Consider the following 21,785-nt stretch of genomic DNA (forward strand, 5'->3'; position numbering starts at 1 on the left):
CCGTTACTGACGGCGAAAAAGTGGGTACTGGTCTTCGACGTACTTATCGACGGCATCCCGCACGACCCAGGCGACGGAGACTTTTTTTTCTTCGGCGATTCTTTCCAGCTCGGCGTAAAGGTCCGCGGGGAAGGTTACCGACGCGCGGGTGCCTTCCTTTGCCGGAGCCTGCTGTTTCGCTATGAGTGTCATTGGAGCTGTGGGTATATGCGAAGATGCACCACATTACACCACAGCGGTGCATCAGCCTCACTAGGTCGCCAAAGGTCATTTTGCGCATTGGCATTTATACAAACATCAAAACCTCGTTCTGCACATAACGCCATGTGCGAGGGAGGGGGGCGCTCACTGCGTTCGCGAAAGCCGGATTCAGAGTTGAAATGCGACATTGCAACTTAGCTTTGATAGACCGGGTCTTGTTCTTTACGTAGATTAGTAAAGTTGCTGTCGCGATAACAAGGCAAAGAAGTATTCGCCGTGCCCGGCTCCATCCACGCACCACAAGCGCGCGGCTGCCATGCGCTGCTGAAGCAGGGCGCCAAACTGGTGGAAACCGTGCAAGACGTGTTGGAAGAGTTAACGCCGTTAGTGACTCTTAAAAAAGAAGCATCGTCCGCAGATACAGAAAGTCTAGAGGGCGATTTTGAAGATGAAGAGAATTTCGACGCCGAGGACCCGGTCCTGCAGCAGATGGGCTATGACCCGGTGAGCCTAGACGCTCTGCAAGCACGCACCGGCCTATCCACGCCCACGCTGCAGGCCAAGCTGCTGGAGTTGGAACTCGACAACCACATCGCCCGCCTGCCCGGTGGCTTGTTTCAGCGCCAAGGCTCAGCTTGAGCGTCAGCCACCAAACCCTACGTCCGACTCGGCAACGCCCCCTCCAAAGAGCTTCTGCGCTATATTGAACCTATGTTTGATGTGCTCGTTTTCGTCTATGAAAACTACTGGCGCGGCGACGACTGCCCAGAGCCGCAACAGCTTGGGCGCAAGCTCTCCGCCGTGGGGTTTGGCAGCGCCGAAATCATGGCCGCGTTGAACTGGCTGGAAGGCCTGGATTTGGCCACGCACGGCTCGCCGAATGTCCCTCACACAGATGACGAAGATTGCACCGCTGATGGTTATTTCGAGGAAGAAATTGACTCTGCCTCAGCCCAGCCCGCGTGGACAAGCACAGGAACCCGGGTGTACTCGGTGCAAGAACAAACCCATCTGGGTATTGAATGCCTGAGCTTCTTGAAGTTTCTGGAAAATGCCGGTGAATTACCACCGCATTTGCGCGAGGTGGTGCTCGACCGCGCCATGGCCACGCGCGAAAGTCCGCTGCAGTTGGATCAGCTCAAAATCATTGTGTTGATGGTGTACTGGAGCCTGGACCTGGAGCCCGGTGCGCTGGTCTTGCACGAGCTGTGCGACGACGCTTCACAGCGCATCACCCACTGAACTTCAGCTCTTCACTTCGGCTACTTAACCCAACAGGCGCTCGGGGTTAGCGTCAAGCTTGGCCAAGGCGTCGCGCGTGGCGCGCAAAGTCAACGCTTCTTCTTCCTGCGGCACCAGTAAACCCGCCTGCAAATAAGCGGCCAAACGGCGCATCTGGATCAGGTAGCTGCGACCATCCATGGCGGCAAACAGGTGCAACTGCTTACGGTTGCTGCGCCAGGCAAACTGCACCTGGTTCACGCGGTTGTTATGGTCCAGCATGAACCACTGGCCCAGCGTCAAATCCTGTGCCCAGGCCATCATGGCCTCGGTGGGCTTGGAGCCGCCATCGGTGATCACGTCGAGCGACGAAGCATCGATGCCCAACATCAGCTCGATGTTCTCGGCGTCCAGCGGTAAGTCGCCCATGTTTTCGTCACTGACGAAGTCTTCCAGATTCGCCAAACGCGCGGCCATCGACTCGATGCGCGCTTGGGGAATGGCTTCCGTCTTCGACATGAACGCATCGGCCAGCGTGTCGCTGATGATCTTGATGTGTGCTTCTTGTGCCGAAGTTTGCAGCCCCAGCAAACCCATGCCGTGGCGCAGGCGCTGCAGCAAGGCCGGCAGGCTTTCGATCACCTGCGCGCGCTCAGCCCGGTTGGGTTTGGCGCTGGCCGCCCACACCAACTCTGAGGCGGCTTTTTTCAACGAAATGGTGTCGGCATGCTGCGGGCCACTGCGCACAGCCGCCATGGCCAACACTTCGGCCCACACCTTGAACAGAAACTCGCGGATGTCGTCACGCACCGGCAATTCTTCGAGCATCTTGCGCAGCTCGATGGTGTACTGGATGGCCAGCGTTTCCTTTTGCTCGACCTGCTGGGCCAGGCTAACCACGCGCTGCGTGTTGCCCTTTTCAGTGAGATGGCGCGACAGAAACTGCTGAAACTCGTCGTACACCAGTTGGAATACGCGGCGACCGGTCTCGGGATATTGCTCGATCACCTGCACCACGCGCTTGATTTCGGTTTCCATCGCACTGCCATTGATGGCGGTGGCGTCGAAACCCATCACACAGGCGCCCATGCGGTCGATCAACTGGCGCGCCGGATGGTCGAGCGTGCCGAAAAACTCAGGCTCCGCCAGCGCCACGCGCAGCACGGGCAGTTGCAGGCGCGCAAACCAGACGCGGATGGAGGGCGGAATACGCTCCTCCGCCAAGATGTTCTGAAACATCAAGGCGACAATTTCAATGGTGGCTTTTTCGCCTGCGGTGGACGCAACCTTCTTCAGCTCTTTGGTGCGCTCGCGCAGCAGGCCGGCCACTTCAGTCACGGCCATGCCGTAGTCAAAGCCGGGCCCTGGCATGGTGCCGTACAGCGGATCGGTATCGCCACCGTCTTGCTTGCGCGCAATCGCATGCGCCAGACCAGGCGAGACGGACTGTCGCACGGTGCGATCGAAGTCACCAATGTGGTCGGTCAACACCCGCTTGAGGTGCACCATCACCCCTTGCGCACGGCGCCGCGCCCGCGCCAGCGGCGAGGCCACGGTCATCATGCGGGTTTCTTCATCGGCTGCACGTTCGGCCGCTGCGCGGCCGCGGGCTGCGCCCGATGAGATTGCGGCGGGCTGCGGGCGTAGACCCGCCGTACCAGAGCGCGGCCCCCCCACGTAGGCAGACGATCGATCAGAGGGTGGTGTGCTGTCGTGCCATGCGGCAGCATTGGTACTGCTGGTCCCACCTTCAGAGCGTTTCACGCGTCCACGCAAATCAGTTGCGGCCTGCACACCATTGGCCGACAGGAAGGCCAGGCTGCTGTTGTAGGCATCGAGCAGATGCACGGTGAATTCGCGCTGCAGCACGGGCATAACCATGGGCAGGGCCGCACGCAGCATGCCGGCTACCGTCCATTGCTCGACAACAGCCAGCATCATGGCTTCGGGGCGCACGGGGTCTTGCGGAATCAGATCTTCACTACCCTCGAGCATTTGCAGGCGCGCCACCAGATCGGCATGCGGCTCAGCGGTGCGGTCCAGCACGGCTTGACCAAGGCGCGAACTGAGGATCTTATTTTCCACCACTTCGTCGCCCATCAACTCGAAGGTGGACGCGGTAAAACGCGGGTGCACACCTTGGCCGACGACTTGTAAGGCATTTTGCCAAGCCGCAACGGTGCCACTTTCCCAGGCCTGGCCCTTTTGCTGGAAGGCGATCCAGGCGTCGCGCCGCTCTTGCATTTCGCGCGCGTTGCTCACTTCATCGACCAAAGCCCGAAAGCGATCAAGCACAGCCGTGCGGACTTCCCCCATAGCGGCACTGGCCTCATGCACCAAGCGCTCTCGGGCGCGGCGCGCGAGAGGGCGGTCAGAGGGATGGGGCGTACGCGTGGACATAAGAGGGTCGTTAAACAGTCGCTCCCGCATTCGGGTCGTTCGGGTCTTCGTCTTTCTTCACTGCAGATTTCACCAAATCTTCTCGCTTGATGCCCAGCCACATCGCAATGGCCGCCGCCACGAACACCGAAGAATAGATACCAAAGCAAATGCCGATGGTAAGCGCCAGCGCAAAGTAATGCAGCGTGGGGCCACCAAACAACAACATCGACAAAACCATCGCCTGCGTCGATGCATGGGTGATGATAGTGCGGCTGATGGTCGAGGTAATCGCGTTATCGATGATTTCGTGCGGCGTCATCTTGCGATAGCGCCTGAAGTTCTCGCGGATTCGGTCAAAAATAACCACCGATTCGTTCACCGAATAACCCAGCACCGCCAAGACCGCCGCCAAGACCGGCAGCGAGAATTCCCACTGGAAGAAGGCGAAAAAGCCCAGGATGATGACCACATCATGCAAGTTGGCGATGATCGCCGCTACGGCGTATTTCCATTCGAAACGAATCGCCAAGTAAATAATGATGCCGCCGATCACAAAGGCCAAGGCCTTGAGCCCGTCGGTGGTCAGCTCGTCACCCACTTGTGGGCCCACAAACTCGGTGCGACGCAAGGTCAAACCGGCATCGGCCGTCTTCAAGGAGGTCAAAACCTGCTCGCTCTGTTGCGCGGAACTCACGCCCTTTTGGGCAGGCAAACGGATCAGCACATCGCGCACGGTGCCGAAGTTCTGCACCTGCACATCGCTGTAGCCAAGTGCGGACACCTGCTTGCGCACGTTGTCCAGATCGGCGGGCTGCGAGTAGCTGACTTCCATCAGCGTGCCACCGGTGAACTCGACCGACAGGTGCAACCCACGGGAGAACAGGAAGAACACCGCCAGGAAGAACGTGGCAAACGACACCACGTTGAACATCAGCGCATACCGCATGAACGGTATGTCACGGCGAATTTTGAAGAACTCCATCGAACTATCCTTTGGTCAGAAATGCCGGCAGTTGCAAACGCCACCTGCTTAGGGGCTGAGAGCTAACCGGCATTCCAAATACATTCAATCTGGCTTGGCGACAGTGCCAGCCTCTGGGCGCCACACGGTGCCAATCGACACCGTCTTGAGTTTCTTCTGCCGTCCGTACCAAAGGTTCACCAGGCCACGCGAGAAGAACACGGCCGAGAACATGCTGGTGGCAATGCCCAGGCAGTGCACCACCGCAAAGCCGCGTACCGGGCCGGAGCCGAAGGCCAGCAAGGCGATACCGGCGATCAAGCTGGTGACGTTCGAGTCCAGAATCGTCGCCCACGCGCGGTCGTAACCAGCATGGATGGCGGCCTGTGGCGAAGCCCCGGCGCGCAACTCCTCACGCACCCGCTCATTGATCAGCACGTTGGCGTCAATGGCCATACCCAGCACCAATGCCATGGCGGCCATGCCCGGCAGTGTCAGTGTGGCTTGCAGCATGGACAACACCGCCACCAGCATGAGCAAGTTTACGGCCAACGCAATGCTGGAGAACACGCCAAACAGCATGTAGTAGATGCACATGAACACAGCCACGGCCACAAAGCCCCAGGTCACGCTGTGGAAGCCCTTGCTGATGTTTTCTGCACCCAGGCTTGGGCCAATGGTGCGTTCTTCGATGATTTCCATCGGCGCAGCCAACGAACCGGCACGCAGCAGCAGCGAGGTGTCGGCCGCTTCAGTGGTGGTCATACGGCCCGAAATCTGCACCCGTCCGCCCGAAATTTCGCTGCGGATCACGGGTGCCGTCACCACTTCGCCACGGCCCTTTTCAAACAAGATGATGGCCATGCGCTTGTTGATGTTCTCGCGCGTGATGTCCTTGAAGATGCGGGCGCCCTTGGCGTCCAACGTCAGGTTGACGGTGGGCTCGTGGTTCTGGCTGTCAAAGCCAGGCTGCGCATCGGTCAGGTTTTCGCCGGTCAAGATCACTTGTTTCTTGACGATCACGGCTTGGCCGTTGCGGTCCAAGTAACGCTCAGAACCAAATGGCACAGCACCCGACCCAGTCTCGGCCGAGCGGGCTTCGGTGCTTTCGTCCACCATGCGGATTTCCAGCGTGGCGGTACGGCCCAGAATGTCTTTGGCCTTGGCCGTGTCTTGCACACCAGGCAGTTGCACCACGATGCGGTCCAGCCCTTGCTGCTGGATCACCGGCTCGGCCACGCCAAGTTCGTTGATCCGGTTGTGCAAGGTGGTGATGTTTTGCTTCAACGCCTGGTCTTGCACACGGCGTGCCGCTTCAGGCTTGATGGTGGCGACGACCTTGAAGCCCGTGCCATCCGGCGTATCGGTGGCCTGCAGATCAGCGAACTGGTCTTGCAGCACCGCCTTGGTGGCCGCCAGCGTGGCAGCATCGCTCAAGCGAATCTCGATTTGCTGGCCGTTGCGGTTGATACCGCTGTGACGCACCGACTTCTCGCGGAGTGCCGTGCGTAGGTCGCCCGTCAGTGATTCGACACGCTTGGTCAGTGCCGCAGGCATGTCGACTTGCAGCATGAAGTGCACACCACCGCGCAAGTCCAAGCCTAAATACATGGGGCCGGCACGCAGGTTGGTGAGCCACTGTGGCGAGCGCGACAGCAGGTTCAGCGCCACCACGTAGGCGGGGTCATTGGCGTCTGGCACCAAAGCCTTCTGGATCGCGTCCTTGGCCTTGAGTTGATCGTCAGTGGAGTCGAACCGTACCTTGATGGACTGCGCGTCCTGGCTGATCTGGCTGGTGGGTAGGCCCGCCGCCTTCAGCGATTCTTCAACCTTCGCCAAGGCGTCAGCATCAATCTTGACGTTCGCCCGGCCCGCAGAAACCTGCACAGCCGGCGACTCTCCAAAAAAATTAGGCAGGGTGTAGATGGCCCCCACCAACAGCGCGATCACGATGATCGCGTACTTCCATACCGGGTAACGGTTCATGATCGCGCGGTGATTTTCAGAGTCAGCGAATTACTTGATCGTGCCCTTGGGCAACACTTGCACTACAGCGGAGCGCTGCAATTGCACTTCCACGCCGTTGGCGATTTCCACGCCCAGCGAGCCTTCGCCCAGGCGGCTCACCTTGCCCAGCAGGCCACCGGAGGTCACCACTTCGTCGCCCTTGGCCAACGCGTCGATCATGGCGCGGTGTTCTTTTTGCTTCTTCATCTGTGGGCGGATCATCACGAAGTACAGCACCACAAACATCAGCACCAGCGGCAACATGCTGGTCAGGGAGGACATCATGTCACCACCTGCAGCAGCGGCAGGAGCGGTTTGGGCAAAAGCAGAAGAAATGAACAAGGGATAACTCCACGGGAAATTCAGAGGTAGACGGGCTGCAGCGCAAGCCTGGGCAGGGCATAGCCGTCCGGTGAGGCGACGGTGATTGTATGCGGCGCACCGGGCTCGGCGAAACTGAGCCCCTGAGAGATATAGGCGATCGCTTGGTAAACAAGCGCCCCGTCTGAAAAGCCCCCTTTGAGTGGGGAAAACCCTGAAAGCCTGAGCCGCTTACGCCGAGTCGCCCGCAGGACTGGTGAAGGCCCGTACCCCAGGCAATTGGCGCTCAATCGACTGCATGGCTAGCTTTTTCTCGGCCGCTGGTGCCACCGCCCCCAGGGCGTTCAAGGCCTCGGCCGACAAACGCCCCACCAAGCGCCCCAAGTCGCTGAACCGGCAACCCTGGCGCACCAAAAACACAATATAGGTGTGCCGCAGCGCCTGCGGTGTCATCGACTCGGGCTGGGCCAGCGCCGCGTCGTGGGCACTCGACGTGACCATGGCCTGCACATCTTCCGGCTGCAGCGGCAAGCCTTTGCCGTCTGAAAACAGCGGCGCTTCGGGGTCCAGTGCGTGGTTTTTCAAGGTTTGCAACCAATCCGGGGACAACACCACTTCGCGCGGCGATTCACCTGTGACCCGCAGCACACCTTCTTCAGGGTGCACATCGGCACCACGCAGCGCAATCACCTCGTCAACCGTCAACCCGCACAGAAGGCAAATCAGCACGGCGGCATGGTCAGGAGCAGCGGCTTGCAGCAATTGCGCCACCTCATCGGCGGCCAACTCACGGGGTTGTGCCTGTGGAAGCTGGGCAAACGGAGCTTGCGACGCCTGCCCGGTCAGCACTTGGGGCACGGACCCGCTCGGCCCAGCCAAGCCAGCGTTCACACCCGCGAAGGCCCCCGGTCCCCACGGCTGCGGAATGATCACGGTCGAAGGCCCGGGCGGCGGCGTCTCCACACGGTTGAAGAACTCGACAAACCACACCGCCAAAAAGCCCAAGGCCAATGAACCAGCCAGACTGATCAACGCGTCTCGCGTGTAAAGCGGGCGCCAGGCGGTGTCGGGCGGCACCGCAGACTCCACCAGTTGCACCCGTGGGCGGCGCGCGTTTTCGCTGGCCTCCAACGACAACACGCGCTGCCGCGCGGTCTGGCGCATCTGCTCCAAACCTTGCAGCTCTTCTTGCATGGTTTTGTATTCTGAAAAATTACGCGTGAAGCCTTGCACCGATTGTTTGTCTTCCGCCATTTGCTGCTGCAGTCGACGGTTGGCGGCGCGCACGCTGGTCAGTTCGTCGCGGGCCTCGGCCAGCGCGTTCTGCTGGCCCTTGCCGCGCTCGTTCTCAATTTGCTGCTCAAGGCTGGTGATGCGGTTCTTCAAGGCGCGTGCGTTCGGGTCCATCGCCAGGTAGTCAGGCGTGTATTGCCGCTCCAGCGCCCGCCACTCTTCACGCCACTGCGACAGACGCTGCGCCATGGCCGCCACATTCGGACTGTCTCTGGAAAGCTGCGGCGCCTGGCCGGCCGCGGCCGCCTGCTCCAGCGCGCGCACCTTGCCTTCGGCAATTGCTTCGCGGTCGGTGCCAAGGCTGAGCGCCGCGCTCTGGGCTTTCAAGCGCGCCAGCACCTGGTTTTCGTCGCGTTCCACCGAGACGATGTTCGAGCGCGAGCGGAAATCCTCCAGCGTCTTTTTCTTCTCGGCCACCTTGGCATCCACCACACGTGCTTCTTCACGGGCGTCGGCCAGCAGCGTACGTGACGAAGCCTCCCCTTGGTTGGCCTGCGCTTCGCGGTAGACGTCGATCACCGTGTTGACCAAAGCCGATACCAGGAACCGGTCCGGCCCGCGAGCCTCCACCTGCGCGACATTGGTGCCCTCCACTGGATGCACCTGCAGCATGTTTTGCAACGCTGTCACACCTTCAGGCGAGTCGTCCAGCGTGCTGGCCCCGCGCTCACGCAGTCGCTGCACGGCTTTTTCCAGCACCGGCCGGCTGGTGAACACCTGAATTTCCACCAGAAACGACTGCGCGCCACCCGGCTGCAGCAGGATGTCTTTTGGATCTTTGCCAGAAGGCGCCGCCGGTGCCACCGAAACACCTGAGGTCGGCGTGATCTGCACCCGCGCCTGGGCCAGGTAAACGGGGTCACGCAGGTAGGTGTAGGCCAAGCTAATCAGCGCACACAGCAAGAACACACACGAGAACACCAGCACCCGACGTCGCATCACGCGGCTGCGCGGGCGCGCAGGGGGTTCATCGGCAAAGTCGCCCACGCCGTGGGCAAACGCTGGATCGATTCGACGCGGAAATTGCAATTGCATGACGCTGGTCCCGAAGTCTGGCCCCCGGCCAATACGCCGGGGGAGCCCACTATAAACCTCGCGTCTGACGGTGCACAGCCCCCGGCTAGGTGCTTGAACAACCGTTCGTCAGGCAGCGCGTGGTGTTGCCACAGCCGGGTTCTGCGTCGGCGCGTGGAAAGCGGCCTCCAGCGCCGCCCACTTGGTGCGTGCCGTCGCCAAGTTGGCATCCTTCACGTGGCCGTAGCCTTTGATCAGCTCTGGCACGCGGGCCAACTCCACCGCAGCGGCGTAGTTGCCCGCCGTCAGGGTCGGCAGCATGCGTTCAATACTGGCACGGTACTCGCCAATCAACGCACGCTCGGTACGGCGCTCTTCGGTTTTGCCAAAGATGTCGAACGCCGTGCCACGCAGGCCTTTCAGGCGCGCCAGCCATTTGAAACCGGTGAGCATGGCTGGGCCAAACTTCTGCTTTTGCAACTGGCCCTTGGCGTTTTTCTTGGCCAGCAGCGGCGGTGCCAGGTGGTAGTTGAGCTTGAAGTCGCCTTCAAACATGCCGTTGATCTTGTCGAGGAAAGCCGTGTCGGTGTACAGCCGCGCCACTTCATACTCGTCTTTGTAGGCCATGAGTTTGAACAGGTAACGCGCCACGGCTTCGCTGAGCGACGACTTGCCCACCATCGCCTCGGCCTTTTCGACCTTGGCCACAAATGCGCGGTACACCTCGGCGTAAGCGGCGTTTTGGTAGGCGGTCAAAAACTCTACGCGGCGCTCCACCAAGTTGTGCGTGGTTTCGCGGCGCGTGAACTGGATCACCTGCGCAGGCTGCAGGCGCTGACGCACTTCATCGGGCCGAAGGGCGGCCTGGCGGCCCCATTCAAACGCCGTTTTGTTGGCCTCCACCGCTACCGCATTGAGTTCAATCGCGCGCATCAGCGAGGCATGCGCCAAAGGCACCCAGCCACGTTGCCAGGCGTAGCCCAAGATCATCGGGTTCACGTAGATGGTGTCGCCCATCAAGGCCAGCGCGGTGGCGTCGGCATCAAACGCGCCCAAGGCCTTGCTGCCCACCACTTCGGCGATTTGCGTGGCACAGGCGTCTTGCGGGTTTTGCCAGTTGGCGTTGCGCACAAAGGCGGCCGTGGGCGCGCCGTGTGTGTTCAACGCCACGTGCGTGCGGCCTTCGCGCATACGCGCCACGGTTTCGGGGTTCACCGACACCAACGGGTCGCAAGCCAACACCAGGTCGGCCGCCGCAGTACCCACCCGTGTGGTGCGAATGTCTTGCTGCGTCGCGCCAATCAACACATGGCTCCAGGTGGCGCCGCCTTTTTGCGCCAGGCCCGCCGCGTCTTGCGTGACGATGCCTTTGCCTTCAATGTGCGCCGCCATGCCCAGCAGTTGGCCGATGGTGATCACGCCCGTGCCGCCTACACCGGCCACGACAATACCCCACACACCACCCAGCGCAATGGCAGGCACGTTGGGCTCGGCCAGCGCCCCCAGATCTGCGGGCATCGCCGCCTTGTTCTTCGCCTTCTTTTTCAGCGCGCCGCCTTCCACACTCACAAAGCTGGGGCAGAAGCCTTTCAGGCAGCTCATGTCCTTGTTGCAAGTGCTTTGGTTGATGGTGCGCTTGCGGCCGAACTCGGTCTCCAGCGGCTCCACGCTCAGGCAATTGCTTTGCACGCCACAGTCGCCGCAGCCTTCACACACCAGTTCGTTGATCACCACACGTTTGGCCGGGTCCACGGCCGTGCCGCGTTTGCGGCGGCGGCGCTTTTCAGTGGCACAGGTCTGGTCGTAAATGATGGCCGTGGTGCCCTGCATTTCGCGGAACTCGCGCTGCACTTCGTCGAGCTTGTCGCGGTGCAGCACTTGGACGTGGTCGCCGGGGATGTTGACGCCCTGGTACTTCTCGGGCTCGTCGGTCACCACCACCACTTTCTTCGCGCCTTCGGCGTGCAGGCTCTCGGCAATTTGCAGCACCGAATGGCCTTCGGGGCGCTCGCCCACTTGCTGGCCGCCGGTCATGGCCACGGCATCGTTGTAGAGAATTTTGTAGGTGATGTTCACACCCGCAGCAATGCTTTGGCGAATGGCGAGCAGGCCGCTGTGGAAGTAGGTGCCGTCGCCCAGGTTGGCAAAAATGTGCTGGTCGGTGGTGAAGGGTTGCTGGCCGACCCATGGCACACCTTCGCCGCCCATTTGGGTGAAGCCGATGGTGGAGCGGTCCATCCACGTGGCCATGAAATGGCAGCCAATGCCGCCCATGGCGCGTGAACCTTCGGGCACCACGGTGCTGGTGTTGTGCGGGCAGCCCGAGCAGAACCAGGGCAGGCGCGCGTCACTTACGACGCCGCTGGTTTGCAGCACTTGCATGGACTTTTCTTTGGCTTCCAGAATGGCCATTTGCGCATCGACACGCGCCACCATGTCGGCACCGGCAGACGCCAGAATGCCCAGCTTGCGCAGGCGTTGCACGATGGCCTTGGCGATCAGCGCCGGATTCAAGTCGGCATTGGCGCGCAGCAGCGTGTTGGCCGTGGGGTTGGGCATGGCCCATTCGCCGCCAGAGAAGTCGCCATCGAGCTCCTGGAACTTGCCCAGCACATTCGGCCGCACGTCGGCGCGCCAGTTGTACAGCTCTTCTTTCAGTTGGTATTCGATGACCTGGCGCTTTTCTTCCACCACCAGAATCTCTTGCAGGCCTGTGGCAAATTCGCGTGTGAGTTGCGCTTCCAGCGGCCACACCACGGCCACCTTGTGCAGGCGAATGCCAAGCTGGCGGCAGGCCGCATCGTCCAAACCCAAATCCAGCAGCGCCTGGCGTGTGTCGTTGAACGCCTTGCCGCTGGCCATGATGCCGAAGCGGTCGTTCGGACCCTGGATCACGTTGTGGTTCAAGCGGTTGGCGCGGATGTAGGCCAGCGCGGCGTACCACTTGTAGTGCATGAGCCGTGCCTCTTGCTCCAACGCGTGGTCGGGCCAGCGGATGTGCAAGCCGCCGGGCGGCATTTGGAAGTCGGTCGGCATGATGATCTCCACCCGATCCGGGTCGATCATCGCCGTGGCGCTGGACTCCACAATTTCCTGGATCGTCTTCATGCCCGACCAGATGCCCGCAAAACGGCTCATGGCAAAGGCGTGGATGCCCAGGTCCAGAATTTCTTGCACGTTGGTGGGAAAGAACACCGGCGTGCCGCAGGCTTTGAAGATGTGGTCGCTTTGGTGCGCGGCCGTGCTGCTCTTGGAGATGTGGTCGTCACCGGCCACCGCGATCACGCCGCCCCAGGGCGTGGTGCCGGCCATGTTGGCGTGTTTGAAGACGTCAGAGCAGCGGTCTACGCCCGGGCCCTTGCCGTACCAAATGCCAAACACGCCATCAAATTTGTTGGTGCCCGGTGGCGAGAAGCCGAGCTGCTGTGTGCCCCACAGCGCCGTGGCGGCCAGCTCTTCGTTCACACCCGGCTGGAACACGATGTTCTGCGCCTTCAGGAACTTGCTGGCCTTCCACAAGGCCTGGTCGTAGCCACCCAACGGCGAGCCCCGGTATCCGCTGATGAAACCGGCGGTGTTCTTGCCAACCTGTTGGTCACGCAAGCGCTGCAACATAGGCAGCTTGACGAGGGCTTGCACGCCGCTCATGAAGGCTCGCCCGTAATCGAGCGAGTATTTGTCGTCGAGCGTGACAGTCTCTAGTGCTTTGCGCACGTGCTCCGGCAGTGGGGCATTCATTCTTGTGGGTCTCCATGTCTCTTTATGAACCGCCTCGTGAGCGGGTGCGTTTTTTGTCTACGCTTCGATCAAGCGCGAACGCCAAACCTTTGCAAAGTGTATGCCGCCTGCACAGATATGTCTTTTCTTTTGATGCCCATTCGGGACGTTACCAAGAAAGGATATTGCGCAAATCATTACCATTGAGAAATGTTAGATAAATTCGACCTGACCATCCTCGATGAACTGCAACGCGACGGCCGGCTCACCAACGCCGAACTGGCGCAACGTGTGGGCCTGAGCGCAGCCCCCTGCTGGCGGCGCGTGCGTGCGCTAGAAGAAGCGGGCTACATCCGTGGCTACCACGCCGACATCGACCGGCAAAAAATCGGCCTGGGCGTGCTGGCCTTTGTGCGGCTGGACGCCGACCGCAACAGCGGCGACGTGACGCGCGAGCTGGAAGAAGCCATCCGCAAGATCCCCGAAGTCATCTCGTGCCACTACATCAGCGGCGCGGGCACGTTCGAGCTGCAGGTGGTGGCGCAAGACCTGGACACGTTTTCGCGCTTTGCACGCACAGTGCTCATCAACCTGCCCAACGTGAAAGACCTGCACACCAGCTTTTCGCTGGGCGAGGTGAAGGAAAGCCGGGCGCTGCCGTTGGCGCATTTAAAAGCCGTGCCGTAACGGCCTCAAAAACCTTCTCTATTCAGCACACAGCCTATGTACGCTTCCACCTTCATCTTCGCCACCAAGCAGTTTGACGATGCCTTTCACCGGCTCGACCAAGAGATCGCCGCCATGGCGAAAGCAATTCCGGGCTACGTGGGTGAAGAGACGTGGGAAAACACTGCCACCGGCTTGGTGTCCAACGTGTACTACTGGGACTCGCTCGAAGCGCTGCAGCAACTGGTGCAGCACCCCAGCCATCTAAAAGCCAAGGCCGCGCAAGCCAACTGGCTCGATGGCTACCAGGTGATCATTTCCCAAGTGCTGCGCACTTATGGCGACGACAAACTGACACCACAACTGGCACCGCATTTAGCGGTGCACAGCAAGCCGGCATAAATCAAGCCAAGGCCAACTTCGGCTGCGTGCGCACAAGAGACGGCGCAGCATGAGGTGCATCCAGTCCTGCTGGCAAGGTAAACACCGACACCAAGTTGGCCAACGAAGCCGCCTGGTGATTCAAGCTGTCTGCGGCGGCCGCGCTTTCTTCCACCAACGCGGCGTTTTGCTGGGTCACGGTGTCGAGTTGCTGCACGGCGTCGCCCACCTGACTGATGCCGGTGTCTTGCTCCGAGCTGGCGGTGCTGATCTCTTCGATCAAGCTCGCCACCTTGGCCACGCGGTTCACCAATTGGCTCATGGTCTGGCCAGCGGCATCGACCTGGCTGCCGCCCGCTTCCACGCTGGCCACGCTGGCATCGATCAGCGTCTTGATTTCTTTGGCAGCGGTAGCACTGCGCCCGGCCAGGCTGCGCACCTCGCTGGCCACCACGGCAAAGCCGCGCCCTTGTTCGCCAGCGCGGGCGGCTTCAACCGCAGCGTTCAGCGCCAGGATGTTGGTCTGGAAGGCAATGCCGTCGATCACGCTGATGATGTCGGCAATCTGGCGCGAGCGCGCGGCAATATCACCCATGGTGTTGACCACCTTGTCCATGGCGGCGCCGCCATCAGTGGCCACCTTGGAGGCGTCCAGCGCAATGTGGCTGGCTTGGCGCGCGGTGTCGGCGTTTTGCTTCACAGCCGAGGTGAGCTGCTCCATGGCGGCCGCCGTTTGCTCCAGGTTGCTGGCCTGCTCTTCGGTGCGCTGGCTGAGGTCAGAGTTGCCGGTGGCAATTTGTCCGGTGCCTGCGGCGATCGACTCCGAGCTTGCGCGCACCTTGCTCACAATGCCCACCAGGCTCTCGGTCATGTGCTTCAGTGCCGATAGCAATTGGCCCACTTCGTCTTTACCGGCCGCATCGATGCGCACCGACAAGTCACCCGCCGCCACGGTGTTGGCCACGTGCACCGCGCGCAGTAGCGGCCGGGTGATGGAACGCGTGATCCACACACCCAACACAATCGCCAGCACCACGGCCGCCCCCGAGATGGCTGCCACCAGCACGAAGCCCGACTTGGCCGTGTCTTCAGCGGTAATACCGGCCTGGTCCATCAAGCCTTCTTGCAGATGGCTGAAGTCTTCCATCGCCTTCATGTAGGCCAACTGACGCACACGCAGCGTGTCCATCAAGTAAGCTTTGGCGGCGTTCAGGTCACCCTTTTTGATCAAGGCTAAATATTCGTCCAGCCCGGCGCGGTAGGGCGTGCGCTGCGCCAGCACTTCGGCCAAGCGAGACTTGCCATCGGCAGACGTCACCAACGGCTGCAGTTTGTCGAACAGTTTGGTGGTCTCGGCACGACTGGTGTCGATGTTTTTGTACTCGGCTTCGAGCTGCGCAGTTTGATCGAAGATGAGCAGGTTGCGGGTGAAGCGCGCCTGCTTGTTGATCTCGTCTTCGATGTCGCCCACCAACTGCACTTTGACGTAGAAATCCTTGGTCACCGCTTGCAGAGCCTGGTTCACAGTACTCAGCGCGCCACCGGCTAAAACCGCAACGCCAATCAGCAAAATAATGGTGGCGGCAAATGCCAGCCCAATGCGCGTTCCGATGCGCAGATTGCTCAGCTTGTCCATTCAGAAAGTCCTCAGGTTGAGCCGAATCGGCTGAGCACCAAGGTAGTGCCCTCCATAAGGGATCGGCAATGTGTAACATTTCTTGAGCTACTTCACATTCATCGCCCCCAGCCATCCACATGCACATTGAACAACTGACCGGCCCTCGCATCATCTTGCGCGCCCTGCGCAGCAGCGACGCTGCAGCGCTGGTGGCCGCCGCCGCAGACGGCGAACTCTGGAACCTGCCCTTCACCGTGGTGCCGTCGGCCACCACGGTGGAAGGCTACATCCGCATCGCGCTCGACGGACACGCGGCCGGCACCGTCATGCCGTTTGTGACCACGTTGGCGGCCACAGGCGAAGTCATCGGCTCCACACGCTTCTGGAAGATCGACCCACACAACCGCAAGCTCGAAATCGGCAGCACGTGGATGGCCGCGTCGCACCAAAAAACATTCGTCAACACCGAGGCCAAATACCTGATGTTGCGTGCTGCGTTTGAAGACATGCGCTGCATTCGCGTGCAGTTCACCACGGACGAAATCAATACAACATCTCGCGCTGCCATCCTACGTTTGGGGGCTAAGGAAGAAGGCACGATACGTTTCGAACGCATCATGCCGAATGGCCGCAAGCGCAACTCTGTGCGCTTCAGCATCATTGAAGATGAATGGCCAGAAGTAAAGAGCCGACTGGAGGCGCGGCTGGGCTCATGATGAAAATTTAAGGCCTCATCCACTAGGCAAGGAAAGCAGGTAGAACCGCCATGGCACATTCCACAACATACCCCCACGCAGCGCGACCGCACCCCTTCTTCGGCCTCGTCGGCTGGGTGGTGGCCTGCTTCATTGCCGCTGGCCTGGGCGCCATCGCGTCGGCCAACGCGCAAGACTTTTATGGGCAATTGGTGCAACCGTTGTGGGCCCCACCGGCATGGCTGTTTGCCCCGGTATGGACGGCACTCTACGCCATGATGGCGGTGGCCGCATGGCTGGTATGGCGCGCGCACGGATGGCGTGGCGCCGCACCAGCACTCACCCTCTTCATCATGCAGTTGGCAGCCAATGCGTTGTGGACGTGGCTGTTTTTTGCGTGGCATATGGGTGCTGCCGCCATGGCTGAAATTCTAGTGCTGTGGCTGCTAATTGCGGCCACCATCTGGGCCTTCTGGCGTCACCACCACGTGGCGGCACTGTTGCTGCTGCCGTATCTGGCGTGGGTGAGCTTTGCATCAGTGCTGACCTTCTTCATGTGGCAACTCAATCCCGCGATTCTGGGTTGATCTGAGGCCATGGAACAAGACACGATGGTCGTGGTGCCAGGGCTGGGCGAAATCGTCCGCGACAAACGCAGGGACGCGTATGTCAGCCGCCCGTTCAAGCTGGCGGTGCTCAACGGCACATGGCACCGCCTGGTGCTGCAGGGCTACGACACCGACCCGGCACGCGAAGACTTTCACGCCGCCATGACCAACTTTTTGCACTGCACATTCAGAACGCTGCAGAAAGCGACGCCCTATGTGTTCCAGCAATACCAGGACGCGAATGTCGACGAAGAGTTTGTCACCCTGCTCACGCCGGCCCAGGTTTGGCAGCACATCCAGTTTGTAGCCGATCCGGTGGTCACGCGGCGTGCGGGCGGTGACCAAGGCATCTACATTTCCATTGCCTGCGAATGTGCCTGGGAGCCGGAAAACGGGCTGCAGATTGTGTTGAAGAATGGCGAGCGCGTCAGCAAAATCGGCCCCTACGATGGGCACCTCACGCACTCAGACGCTTACGACGACGAGAGCCTGGAAGACGTGGTTTACCAGTGATTCCGAGGCCGCGCTAGCAGACTGCTAGAGAACCACTTCGGCACTTACTTTGGCCACAACACCCACATGCGCAATGTCTGCTTCAAGCGACCAGCAAGCTCTCCAGCTTGCGGACCCCAGCCCGCAAAGTAGTCGGCCCGCACGGCACCGGTGATGGCGCTGCCGGTGTCTTGTGCCATTACCAGCTTTTGCAGAGGCACCGAAGGGCCGGGCGAAGCCAGCCACACTGGTGTGCCGTAGGGAATGCTGCCAGGATCCACCGCGATGGAACGGCCAGGCGTGAGCGGCACACCTTGCGCGCCGCGCGGGCCAAAGGCGGCGTCGAGCGGCGGCAGGGCTTCTTCGCGGAAGAACACCATGCGCGGGTTGCTCCACAACAGTTCGTTCAAGCGCTGCGGGTTTTGCGCGATCCAGGCTTTGATGCCGGGCCAGGTGGCGTCACGCACCAGGCCTTGGTCGAGCAGCCAGCGACCGACGCTTTTGTACGGCTGGTCGTTGGTACCGGCGTAGGCCAGGCGGATCAGGCGCTGACTGCCATCGGGTTCGGTCACGCGGATGCGGCCCGAGCCCTGGATTTGCAGCACCAGCGCGTCCACGGGGTCGGCCAGCCAGATGAGTTCTCGCCCGGCCAAAGCGGCACGCGCTTCGGGCAGGGTTTCCATTTCTTGCCGGGTGTACCAAGGCTTGCGTTGGCCCAGGGTGGCGGGTGCGCGGTACAGCGGTACGGTGTTGGTGGCAGTGGGTTGGCGCGTGCCGTCAAACAGCGGCTCGTAATAGCTGGTGAGCAAACCGTCAGAAGGGCCCTGCACGGGTTCCACGCGGTAGGGCTGCAGGCGCTGCTGCAAAAAGGCGCGTTGTTCGTCGTCGGTGCCCAGGCTCAGGCGGCGCACGTCGCTGCACAGCGGGCCAAACACCGGGCCGGGGCGTTCACAGCTTTTGATCCAGGCGTTCCAGGCTTCGAACAGGTTGTCGTCGGCAAAGCCGGGCAGCTCAGACCAGTCGACCGGCAACCAGCGGCTGCGTGGATGCTGCGGCGACAGGCCGACGCTGCCTCGGTAGGGCACTTCAGCGCTCGCGCCCGGCGTGGGGACAGAAACGCTTGGCGCGGGGCTGGCGCCCGGTGCCTTGTCTGGCGCCGAGGCACAACCCGCGAGGATGGCCACCAGCGTGCCTAGAATGGCAGCGGTCCACAGTTTCTGGAAATTCAATTGCATGGGTCTGATTCTTCTTGAGGCGCTTGGCGCGCTGGTGCTGCTGCTGTTGATTGTGTGGTGGACCATGTTTTCGGGCCGCAAACGCGGTGAACTGCCGACGGACGAAACCAAGGCCACAGCCGAAGAATCAAAGTCAAAAAAGCCTGAAGCGCCCACCAAATAAGCGCAAACAGCTACACATTACGTAGCAAATTGGCCAATTCTACGGCCGACTTCACATCCATCTTTTCAAACACGCGGGCGCGGTGCACTTCCACCGTGCGCACGCTGATGGCCAACTGATCGGCAATCAACTTGTTCGGCAGGCCGTCAACCACCAGGCGCATCACGTCGCGCTCGCGGTCGGTCAGCTCGGCCAGCTTGGTCTGCATGCCCACTCGCTCGACGATGACCTTCAGCTTCTCGCGCGACTGCACCAGCGCTTGCTCGATGCGGTCGACCAGCGCGTTGTCAGAAAACGGTTTTTGGCAGAAGTCGAACGCGCCGCGCTTCACGGCCTCGACCGCCGTGGGCAGGTCGGCATGGCCGGTGAGGAAGATAACGGGCAGTGCGTCGGTCAGGCGCTGCGCCACCACGTGCTCAAACAAGGCAATGCCGCTCATGCCGGGCATGCGCACGTCCAGCAGCAGGCAACACGCCTGGCGCGGCACAAAACCGGGCTGTAGTTTCTGTTCGAAAAACGCGTCGGCGCTCTCAAAGGTTTCGCTGTAGAGGCCGCGCGAGCGCAGCAGCCAGGAGAGTGCATCGCGCACGCCGGCATCGTCGTCAACAATAAATACGGTGGCGTCTTGAGAGGGTTGCATGGGGTTCAGGCAAGGGGCGCAATTCAGGCAAAGGGCGCCGCGATGGTAGCGGTTGTGGCAGAAGCCGTAACCGTCGTGGTGGTTGTGCCGTTGGATACGGCCACCACATCGGTCGGCAAGGTGAAGCGGAACACGGTGCCGCGCGGCAGGTTGGGGCCAAACTCCAGAAAGCCGCCATGTTGCTCGATGACGGTGCGGCACATGCTCAGGCCCAGGCCCATGCCGTCGGCGCGGGTGCTGAAAAATGGTGTGAACACACGCTCGGCCACCAGCGGGTCGATGCCAGCGCCCACGTCGGCCACCGAAAACAGCAACCAGCCGCGTGGGCGCGTGCCATCCACCAGCGCAGCCGCTGGCGCGGGCTCTACCCGCATGGTGAGCGTGCGCTCGGCCACGGGGGGCTCCAGCGGGCCGTCCATGGCTTGCATGGCGTTGCGCGCCAGGTTCAACAACACTTGTTCGACCATGGTGCGGTCGCACTGCACCGGCGGCAAACCTTCTGGCACTTGCAGCACCAAGCGCACGCTGGATTGCCGCGCCTGCAATTGCACCAGCGGCAAGATGGCGACGAACAACTCTATCGGGTCGACGGCCTGGCGCGCATCGTTGGCGCGGCGCACAAAACGCTGCACGCTGCGGATCACGCGGCCGGCGCGGTCGGCTTGTTCGCTGATGCGCAGCAGGGCTTGTTCCATGTCGGCCATGTCGAGCCGCGCCACGCCCTCTTCGTCGCCGCCACGCAAGCGCATGAGATTGATGGAGCCGGTGGCGTAGCTGGAGATTGCGGCCAGCGGCTGGTTCAACTCGTGGCTCAGCAACGAGGCCATTTCACCCACGGTGGCCAGGCGCGCGGTGACCTGCAGCCGCTCTTCGCTGGCGCGCGAGAGTTCTTCCACACGGCGCTGTTCGCTGATGTCGAGCACGGCGCTCATCCAGCCGGTTTGAAAACCGCGCTCGTTGATCAGCGGGGCTTCGATCACCAGCACCGGGAAACGGGTGCCGTCCTTGCGCAGAAACACCGACTCAAAACCTTCGCGCGGCGGCGTGGTGCCGATGATGCGCTGGTTTTGCCGCGCGGTGTATTCGTCAACCAACTCGGGCGGCCAATATGGCAGCGGGCCGCGCCGACCGAGCAGGTCTTCAGGCGCCAGGCCCACCATGTCGCAGAAGGCCGGGTTGACGTAGGTGATGTGGCCGTCCAGATCCCGCGCACGCAGGCCGGTGACCAGCGAGTCCTCCATCGCCTTGCGAAACGCCAATGCATCGGCCAGGCCACGCTCGGCCTGCAAGCGGCGGCGGGTGTCGCGCACCAGCAGCACGGTGACGGTTACCAGCGCAATCGACATCATGGTGACCAGCGCGGTCATCACGTTCGGGAACACATCAGGCGCGCCGTGCCAACTGTCCATGCGCAGCAGCAGCGGGTTGCCCGGCAGGTCGAGCAACTGCTGCGCGGTGAACATGCGCGTGCCGCGCCGCGCCAGGCCGTGTAACGCCAGGCGCGTGCCATCGGCCTCGACAAACGACACCTCCTGGCTGCGCGACAACTGGTGCCCCACCACGTCGGCCAGGATGCCGGGCAGCGAATAGGTGGCGATCACATAACTGTCCAGGCGGCGATCCACCATCACCGGCAGGCACATCTCGATGACCTCCACACCCAGGCCGTCGAGTTGCGGCAGGTAATAACTGCGCGAGTAAGCCGGCCCCTGGAAACGCAAGGCAGCGGCACAGGCCAGGGCCACGTCGGTATTGGAATTAGTACGGCCCAGAAACTCGAAGATCGAGGGACGGTAGGGGGTGTCGACAAACGCGCGCAGGTGGAGTTGCGGGTTGAGCAACTCAATGCGCAGCATCTCGCGGCGTTGGTGCAGCAGCACTTCGGCGTGTTTGCGCCACTCCTCGGGGCTGGGCCTGCCCACCTGCAGCGCCACCATGTTCTGCACGTTCAACCGCAAGGCATTGCGGATGTCGGCCACGGCCTCTGCGGTGTCCATCTCCAGGCGGTTCTGCACCTGGCCGGTCTCATAGCGGCCGGTCATCCACACCAGCGTGGCCAGCACCAGCACCACCAGGGCCATCAGCCAGCCCCATAGGCTCCAGCTGCGCCACAACAGGTTGATACTGCGAATGCGCCGCCGTAGAAGACGTCCTAAGGGATTCACAACGG

The 21,785-nt window shown here is 61.5% G+C and carries 18 protein-coding genes and 1 pseudogene; 8 read left to right on the plus strand and 11 right to left on the minus strand.

The genetic code is table 11. From position 1 onward, the window contains the following. Positions 1 to 3: 3 nt before the first annotated feature. Complete coding sequence (locus ACPWMG_RS26370) at positions 4 to 192, minus strand: ribbon-helix-helix domain-containing protein (protein ID WP_483302430.1); 189 nt, start codon at positions 190 to 192, stop codon at positions 4 to 6. Between the two features lie 264 nt (positions 193 to 456). Here ACPWMG_RS26370 and ACPWMG_RS26375 point away from each other — a divergent pair. Both ACPWMG_RS26375 and ACPWMG_RS26380 read left to right on the plus strand, forming a co-directional pair. Beyond that, positions 457 to 840 (plus strand): annotated as a pseudogene (locus ACPWMG_RS26375) (DprA-like winged helix domain-containing protein); the annotation flags it as partial. 72 nt (positions 841 to 912) lie between these two features. Continuing rightward, on the plus strand, positions 913 to 1,443 hold the full coding sequence (locus tag ACPWMG_RS26380) for a Smg family protein (RefSeq protein WP_483302431.1): 531 nt from the start codon (positions 913 to 915) through the stop codon (positions 1,441 to 1,443). 24 nt (positions 1,444 to 1,467) lie between these two features. Here ACPWMG_RS26380 and ACPWMG_RS26385 read toward each other — a convergent pair whose 3' ends face one another. From ACPWMG_RS26385 to ACPWMG_RS26410, 6 genes are all read right to left on the minus strand, one after another. Further along, positions 1,468 to 3,822 carry a DUF1631 family protein gene (locus ACPWMG_RS26385; RefSeq protein ID WP_483302432.1) on the minus strand — a complete coding sequence of 785 codons (2,355 nt, stop codon included), beginning with the start codon at positions 3,820 to 3,822 and terminating at the stop codon, positions 1,468 to 1,470. A 10-nt stretch (positions 3,823 to 3,832) separates the two neighbouring features. Then, positions 3,833 to 4,786 carry a protein translocase subunit SecF gene (gene secF, locus ACPWMG_RS26390; protein WP_483302433.1) on the minus strand — a complete coding sequence of 318 codons (954 nt, stop codon included), beginning with the start codon at positions 4,784 to 4,786 and terminating at the stop codon, positions 3,833 to 3,835. Positions 4,787 to 4,870: 84 nt separating this feature from the next. Beyond that, complete coding sequence (gene secD / locus ACPWMG_RS26395) at positions 4,871 to 6,751, minus strand: protein translocase subunit SecD (RefSeq protein WP_483302434.1); 1,881 nt, start codon at positions 6,749 to 6,751, stop codon at positions 4,871 to 4,873. A 30-nt stretch (positions 6,752 to 6,781) separates the two neighbouring features. Further along, positions 6,782 to 7,114 carry a preprotein translocase subunit YajC gene (gene yajC, locus ACPWMG_RS26400; RefSeq protein ID WP_483302435.1) on the minus strand — a complete coding sequence of 111 codons (333 nt, stop codon included), beginning with the start codon at positions 7,112 to 7,114 and terminating at the stop codon, positions 6,782 to 6,784. A gap of 210 nt (positions 7,115 to 7,324) precedes the next feature. After that, on the minus strand, positions 7,325 to 9,421 hold the full coding sequence (locus tag ACPWMG_RS26405) for a GumC family protein (protein ID WP_483302436.1): 2,097 nt from the start codon (positions 9,419 to 9,421) through the stop codon (positions 7,325 to 7,327). A gap of 108 nt (positions 9,422 to 9,529) precedes the next feature. Next, positions 9,530 to 13,138, minus strand: coding sequence for an indolepyruvate ferredoxin oxidoreductase family protein (locus ACPWMG_RS26410; RefSeq protein WP_483302437.1), 3,609 nt, complete (start codon positions 13,136 to 13,138; stop codon positions 9,530 to 9,532). Between the two features lie 189 nt (positions 13,139 to 13,327). Between ACPWMG_RS26410 and ACPWMG_RS26415 the strand changes: the two genes are divergently transcribed. Further along, positions 13,328 to 13,804 (plus strand): Lrp/AsnC family transcriptional regulator, encoded by a 477-nt coding sequence (locus ACPWMG_RS26415; protein ID WP_483302438.1) that lies wholly within the window; start codon positions 13,328 to 13,330, stop codon positions 13,802 to 13,804. 36 nt (positions 13,805 to 13,840) lie between these two features. Then, complete coding sequence (locus ACPWMG_RS26420; protein ID WP_483302439.1) at positions 13,841 to 14,185, plus strand: antibiotic biosynthesis monooxygenase family protein; 345 nt, start codon at positions 13,841 to 13,843, stop codon at positions 14,183 to 14,185. 1 nt (position 14,186) lies between these two features. On the opposite strand, the gene ACPWMG_RS26425 is transcribed toward ACPWMG_RS26420, so the two are convergent. Then, positions 14,187 to 15,800, minus strand: coding sequence for a methyl-accepting chemotaxis protein (locus tag ACPWMG_RS26425; RefSeq protein ID WP_483302440.1), 1,614 nt, complete (start codon positions 15,798 to 15,800; stop codon positions 14,187 to 14,189). A 119-nt stretch (positions 15,801 to 15,919) separates the two neighbouring features. On the opposite strand from ACPWMG_RS26425, the gene ACPWMG_RS26430 reads away from it, so the two are divergent. The 3 genes from ACPWMG_RS26430 to ACPWMG_RS26440 are packed head-to-tail and all read left to right on the plus strand — an operon-like array spanning position 15,920 to position 17,598. Beyond that, positions 15,920 to 16,498, plus strand: a complete 579-nt coding sequence (locus tag ACPWMG_RS26430; protein WP_483302441.1) for a GNAT family N-acetyltransferase — start codon at positions 15,920 to 15,922, stop codon at positions 16,496 to 16,498. 50 nt (positions 16,499 to 16,548) lie between these two features. Then, positions 16,549 to 17,064: a TspO/MBR family protein gene (locus ACPWMG_RS26435; RefSeq protein ID WP_483302442.1), complete on the plus strand. Its 516-nt coding sequence runs from the start codon at positions 16,549 to 16,551 to the stop codon at positions 17,062 to 17,064. 9 nt (positions 17,065 to 17,073) lie between these two features. After that, positions 17,074 to 17,598, plus strand: coding sequence for a DUF6985 domain-containing protein (locus ACPWMG_RS26440; RefSeq protein ID WP_483302443.1), 525 nt, complete (start codon positions 17,074 to 17,076; stop codon positions 17,596 to 17,598). Positions 17,599 to 17,642: 44 nt separating this feature from the next. Here ACPWMG_RS26440 and mltA read toward each other — a convergent pair whose 3' ends face one another. Continuing rightward, on the minus strand, positions 17,643 to 18,878 hold the full coding sequence (gene mltA / locus ACPWMG_RS26445) for a murein transglycosylase A (protein ID WP_483302444.1): 1,236 nt from the start codon (positions 18,876 to 18,878) through the stop codon (positions 17,643 to 17,645). On the opposite strand from mltA, the gene ACPWMG_RS26450 reads away from it, so the two are divergent. Next, positions 18,811 to 18,975 carry a hypothetical protein gene (locus tag ACPWMG_RS26450; RefSeq protein ID WP_483302445.1) on the plus strand — a complete coding sequence of 55 codons (165 nt, stop codon included), beginning with the start codon at positions 18,811 to 18,813 and terminating at the stop codon, positions 18,973 to 18,975. The genes mltA and ACPWMG_RS26450 overlap by 68 nt on opposite strands. Before the next feature lie 10 nt (positions 18,976 to 18,985). Here ACPWMG_RS26450 and ACPWMG_RS26455 read toward each other — a convergent pair whose 3' ends face one another. Further along, positions 18,986 to 19,615, minus strand: coding sequence for a response regulator transcription factor (locus ACPWMG_RS26455; RefSeq protein ID WP_483302446.1), 630 nt, complete (start codon positions 19,613 to 19,615; stop codon positions 18,986 to 18,988). Between the two features lie 23 nt (positions 19,616 to 19,638). Continuing rightward, positions 19,639 to 21,696, minus strand: a complete 2,058-nt coding sequence (locus ACPWMG_RS26460) for a two-component system sensor histidine kinase NtrB (protein WP_483305351.1) — start codon at positions 21,694 to 21,696, stop codon at positions 19,639 to 19,641. Positions 21,697 to 21,785 lie beyond the last annotated feature (89 nt).

The sequence above is a fragment of the Hydrophilobacter chitinilyticus genome (assembly GCF_049860745.1).
Classification (GTDB): Bacteria; Pseudomonadota; Gammaproteobacteria; order Burkholderiales; family Burkholderiaceae_C; genus Rhodoferax_B.